Genomic DNA, 5,806 nt, shown 5'->3' with positions numbered 1-5,806 from the left:
ACTGACCACTTGATATCACCGCCACCTTTTTAACATTCGCCAGCTTAAGCTTTGCAGCAATAGCTGCACCATTAGACAAGTCAAAAATTCAGTTTATCGGTCCATTGGCCGAAGACATGCAATTAAAGCCTTTTCAAACACCTCATGGCACCGCCATTATCAATAACCTATTACCACGATTACAAGCAAGTTCAGAGAGTTTATCTATTTTCGGAAAAAAGCAGAGCTGGCAGCCATTTGATAAGATAAATGCGCTTACACTTGGTGGGTTGCAAGCGCTAAAGTTCAATATTGAAACAACACGTTTCACACAAGGCACGCTCACCTTAAAAGGGATTCAGCAAGGCCAACTATTTATCAACGGTGAGCTACAAAAAGGCGATAAGAACAGCTATAAACTAGCTTTAAGCAACACAACTCACACAGTAATTATAGTCGCGCAACAAGTTGCTAATTGGCATGACGTGGCACTCGATTTTGCACCTAAAACCGACATCGATAAAATCACGCTTAGCACTTCACAATCAAAACGTTTATCTGCAAAACAACTATTTGATGCCCCCATCATCAACCAATTATCATTAGCACCTAATGCTAAGCAATACGTAACCACAACAAGAACATATAACGATGTTACACAAAACCAAGCGAATACCGTTACTGTACTTAAAGATACAGACGACCACACGCTATATCGATTTGAAGCAGGTCAACCAAGTAACATAATCTGGAGCCCTGATAATCAGTTTTTGGTGTATTTGCTCAACGGTGAATTAAAACAACTGAATCGTAAAAATTTATCAATAAAAACATTAGCTGCCGATTTAGAAGGTGCCAGTGGTTTTACCTTTTATAACGACAGTAGCCTTCTTTTTAGTTGGTCTAAATCCCCCGAAAGTACTGATAGCTTAACTAAGCATTATAAAGGTCTGCAAGATCGTTGGTCATATGCCCGCACCACTAGCCAAATTTATATATTTGATACCAAAAGTGGCTTAACAAAAGCGCTTAGCCAAGGCCCTATTACCCATAACCTTGAAGATTTAAACAGCAATCGCGGTAAAATACTAATGAGCCGCTCTGTAGTGGCAATGCAGGCATCAACTCATCCAGAAACTGAGCTGGTCGAGCTGGATTTAAAATCAAGTAAGCTTTTATCGCTAGGTAAGTTTAAAACTTTTGACTTAGCTAAGTACGCCAATAAAGACATTTATGTAGTGGCAGGCCCCGATTTCAAAAATGGTACAGGCAGAGCATTGCCAAAAACAATGCTTGCTAATAACTATGACGGTCAACTTTATCTACTAACCAATAATGGTGAAAACGTAAAAGCCCTCAGTAAACAATTTGACCCCGCTATTGGCCAACTTGAGGTTTTAGAAAGTGGCGACGCACTTGTTAAAGTGACTGAGCGAGACACTCAACCACTTTACCTATTCGATTTAAGTAAACAGCGCTTTAAAAAGCTAAATACTGGATTAGATATTGTTGAGAAATTTAGTTATTCACACGACCGTAATACCGAAGTTCTATTAAGCGGCACTAATGCCTCAGCGCCACAGCAATTAAAACGCCTCAACATAAGTAAAAATAAAACACAGTTAGTGTGGAACTCACAGCCGAGTGCTTATGCAAATACACGCATCCCTACATTAGAAGAGTTTAATTTTAAAAATAAAAACGGCGTTGAAATAACTGGTCGTGTTTATATTCCTAGCAACTTAGATAAAACTAAAAAGTATCCAGCTTTAGTTTATTACTATGGTGGTACTTCGCCTGTAACTCGTGGCTTTACCGGTCGTTACCCGTTTAACTTATGGGCAGAAAACGGCTACGTTGTTTATGTAGTGCAACCAACTGGAGCCACAGGGTTTGGACAGAAATTTTCGGCGCAACATGTTAACGCATGGGGCGACTACACTGCTGACGATATAATAACAGGCACTCAGGCTTTTTTGAAAAAGTACGACTTCGTTGATAATAAAAAAGTAGGTAACTTAGGGGCTTCGTACGGCGGCTTTATAACTATGCTACTAGCCACTAAAACCGATATATTTAGTGCCTCAATTGCCCATGCAGGTATTTCTAACCTCACTTCATATTGGGGCGAAGGTTGGTGGGGCTATTTATATTCAGGTGAAGCATCTAAAAATAGCTTCCCGTGGAATAACTCTGAACTTTATAGCCAACATAGCCCTGTATTTCATGCTGATAAAGTAACCACTCCTCTATTACTTCTTCATGGCGATAGCGATACCAATGTGCCCGTTGGCGAAAGCTTAACCATGTATACTGCGCTTAAATTACTTAATAAAGACATAGAGTTAATAGAATACAAAGGCGCTGACCACCAGATTTTTGCGCGCGATAAACGATTTAACTGGTGGGATACTATGCTCGCGTACTTTGATAAAAAACTAAAAGACGAACCACAATGGTGGGATTCAATGTACTCAAATGACTAAAAGCATTTTAAAATAGTCGCTTAATACAAGTTTACTATCCGAGCATTAACCACTTAGCACCTTTTAATTACTTTAAAGGTGCTAATATCACCCCTTATAACACCTTATATTTTTTTGAAATATTAAGTTACTTAAAACTAACAACCACCCCTTCTCAGCATTTACCTAATGGTGCTACCATACAGAACTATAAGCATTCAAAATAAAGTACTATGGCTATTAATGTTTTATTGGTTGAAGACGATGAACTACTCGTTAAACGCATCCAAAATCACTTTGCAGATACCGAGTTCACAATAGAAGTAGACTCAACTGGCGCTGATGCTCTTAGCGTTGTAAAGCAGCGAGTCAACCTGCGCAGTGCTATCTCATTAGCTATAATTGATATTGTCTTACCTAAGCGCGACGGACTACAGCTCGCAAAAGAATTAAACACCCTTACTGATATTGGCGTTATTGTATTATCGAGCAGAGATTCTCAAGCTGATCGTATTGCAGGTCTTGCCCAAGGTGCTGATGACTATATTTGCAAGCCGGTCGATTTACTTGAGTTAGAACTACGTGTACGTGCACTGCATAAGCGTATTGCAGTTAACCAACAACATGACGAGAGCGAAGAGTTTATAGAATATGCCGACTTTAAACTTCATCCCGATAATCGTACATTAATTACTGTTACTGGCGTTGAGTCGCGTTTAACCGAAGCAGAGCATAAAGTCCTTATTTGCCTAATTAGTAATGCGGGTAAAGCGACGTCTCGTGAAAAAATATCAGAAGAAATAGGTCAACCCGATTGGAGCCCTAATGATCGTACTGTTGATGTACTTATTGGCCGTTTGCGTAAAAAGTTAAACGACGAAAAAGATCAAAAACGCATTGTTACCGTACGCGGTAAAGGTTACATGCTCTCTATCTAATACTTGGTTAATTGTGCAATGAGACGCTCAAATGCACGATAGTTAAGTGCTTCTTTAAGTTCATTTAAACTAATATTTTCAGCGCCTTTTAAATCACTAATGGTACGCGCCACTTTAATTACTCGGTGGTAAGAGCGTGGTGATAACGACAACTTCTCACTCGCTCTAGCTAAAAACTGTAATTCTGCAGACGCCAGATCACAATGCACACTCATTTCTTTATTGTTAAGCCTCGCGTTCACCTTGCCTTGGCGTTTTAACTGAACATAATAAGCAGCCTCAACTCTTGCTCTAACCTGTGCACTACTTTCCTCCGGTTGAGTACTTTGTAGTTCAACACTCGTTAAACGAGGCAATTCAATTTGTATATCAATTCGATCAATAAAAGGCCCTGATACTCTTGATAAATAACGCATTACTTGATCAGGTGTTGCCCGCTTATCGGTATGGCTCCCTGTGGGGCTGGGATTTAACGCTGTAATGAGCTGAAATTGCGCTGGAAACTCCATTTGCCTTGCAGCACGCGAAATAGTAACCGTACCGGTTTCCATTGGCTCACGCAGTGAATCAAGCACCTTACGTTCAAACTCTGGTAATTCGTCTAAAAAGAGCACCCCATTATGTGCCAGTGAAATCTCACCAGGCTTGGGGTTTGAAGATCCACCAACCAAAGCAACCGCTGAGCACGTATGATGTGGGTTACGAAAAGGCCTTTGTCGCCAATTAGTTAAATCAATTGATTGACCAATAATAGAGTAAAGCGCAGCCGTTGAAATAGCTTCATCATCCGACATTGTCGGCATTATGGTTGCCATTCGTTGAGCGAGCATTGATTTTCCTGTTCCTGGGGGACCTAAAAAAAGTAAATTATGCCCACCAGCTGCGGCTATTTCGAGCACTCGCTTTGCACCAGGTTGGCCTTTAACATCGCTTAAATCAAGTAAAAAGTCTGGCGCTTGCGTACAATCTGGGTACTCTATATTTAGTGGTAATGGCTGTTGATTAAGTAAGTCTCCCCATACTTCTTGAATCGAGCTAACGGCTTTGCGTTTAACGCCGTTAACTAAACTTGCTAAGCTATCATTTGCAAAAGGTAAAAAGCAGCAACGGTCTTGCTCTTTAGCGGCAAGTACCGAAGGCAAAATAGCATTTACACCACGTATCTCGCCATTAAGAGCAAGCTCCCCGTAAAACTCATACTTATGAATGTCAGGACACACTATTTGCCCTGAAGCGACTAAAATTCCCACCGCTATAGCCAGATCAAACCGCCCGCCATCTTTAGGTAAGTCGGCGGGCGCTAAATTTACAGTTATGCGTTGATCGGGAAAACCAAATTGCGAATTTTCGAGTGCACTACGCACTCTGTCTTTTGACTCTTTAACAGAGGCTTCGGGCAGGCCTACGATGTGAAAAGCGGGTAAACCATTTCCTAGGTGAACTTCTACAATAACTTCTGGAGCACTGATCCCCACCTGAGCACGAGAAAATATACGAGCTAACGACATTCCTTATCCTAGTAAATGGTGTGATTACACCAGTTTAGTCAGGATATTTAAAAACGTGTAATGTGATTTTCCATTTTATTGCAGCAAAACGAAGCAATAAGGTCATTAACATGCCTAATACCATCGCTACCTCAGTCACTAACGAAAAACCAATACAAAGCGTATAAACACTACCACCCGCGATACAGGTAATGGCATAAAGTTCGCCTTTTAATAGCATAGGAATTTCGCGCGCGAGTACATCTCGAATTAAACCACCAAAGCAGCCTGTAATTACACCCATAATCACCGCTGTCATGTCTGGCATACCAGCAAGTTGCGCTTTTTGAGCCCCCATTACCGCAAAAAAAGCTAAACCAAAAGCATCTGCTGTTTGTAAAATATAATGAGGTATTGGCTTTTGCTTATTTAGAAGACGTGTAGTGATAAATACTGAAGCCAGTATGGCAAAAAAATAGCTTTGATCATGTAACCAAAAGACAGGAACATCTAAAATCAGATCACGCACTGTACCACCGCCAATTGCGGTAACAGTAGCTAAAACGACGACACCAAAGCCATCCATTTTTTTCTCGTACGCTAATAAAGTGCCCGACACAGCAAACACTGCTACGCCTATTAAGTCAAACCAGTGATAAAGTTCTGTCATGTGTATTATTACTTAAAATCTTTTAACCGTTTTAACATAAAACACTCTTTTTCAAAAATAAGTTATTTGTTGAATGTTACAGGCATGAGAAGGAAGTCATTAAAGAAAGGAGAGTATAACCTATTTAGCCAAACTTCAGACGCAAAAAATCACTCAATAAAGAGTGCGATTTTGTTTTAATTTTTTAGATATTTAATTTCAGTGGTTGCGGGAGCCTGAGTTTGTAAAAAGCGAACCGACGACCTTCGATTGCTTATGCAGAGTATT

4 protein-coding genes are annotated in these 5,806 nt (G+C 40.3%); 2 read left to right on the top strand and 2 right to left on the bottom strand.

What is annotated here, in order from left to right; all coding sequences use genetic code 11:
• Window positions 1-14 precede the first annotated feature (14 nt).
• A complete protein-coding gene (locus CWB66_RS12725; RefSeq protein WP_138585670.1) occupies window positions 15-2,465 on the top strand; it encodes an alpha/beta hydrolase family protein in 2,451 nt (816 codons plus the stop codon).
• Between the two features lie 212 nt (window positions 2,466-2,677).
• Entirely contained in the window at window positions 2,678-3,382 is a 705-nt protein-coding gene (locus tag CWB66_RS12720; protein WP_138585669.1) for a response regulator transcription factor, read from the top strand.
• Here the strand turns inward: CWB66_RS12720 and CWB66_RS12715 are convergent.
• Complete coding sequence (locus CWB66_RS12715; protein ID WP_138585668.1) at window positions 3,379-4,890, bottom strand: YifB family Mg chelatase-like AAA ATPase; 1,512 nt, start codon at window positions 4,888-4,890, stop codon at window positions 3,379-3,381. The genes CWB66_RS12720 and CWB66_RS12715 overlap by 4 nt on opposite strands.
• Window positions 4,891-4,924: 34 nt before the next feature.
• Entirely contained in the window at window positions 4,925-5,539 is a 615-nt protein-coding gene (locus CWB66_RS12710; protein ID WP_077536667.1) for a trimeric intracellular cation channel family protein, read from the bottom strand.
• Window positions 5,540-5,806: the final 267 nt, after the last annotated feature.

Source organism: Pseudoalteromonas sp. S558 (assembly GCF_005886635.1).
Taxonomy (GTDB): domain Bacteria; phylum Pseudomonadota; class Gammaproteobacteria; order Enterobacterales; family Alteromonadaceae; genus Pseudoalteromonas; species Pseudoalteromonas aliena.
Note: the sequence above shows the minus strand (reverse complement) of the source record. Positions and strands in the feature narration are given on the sequence as shown.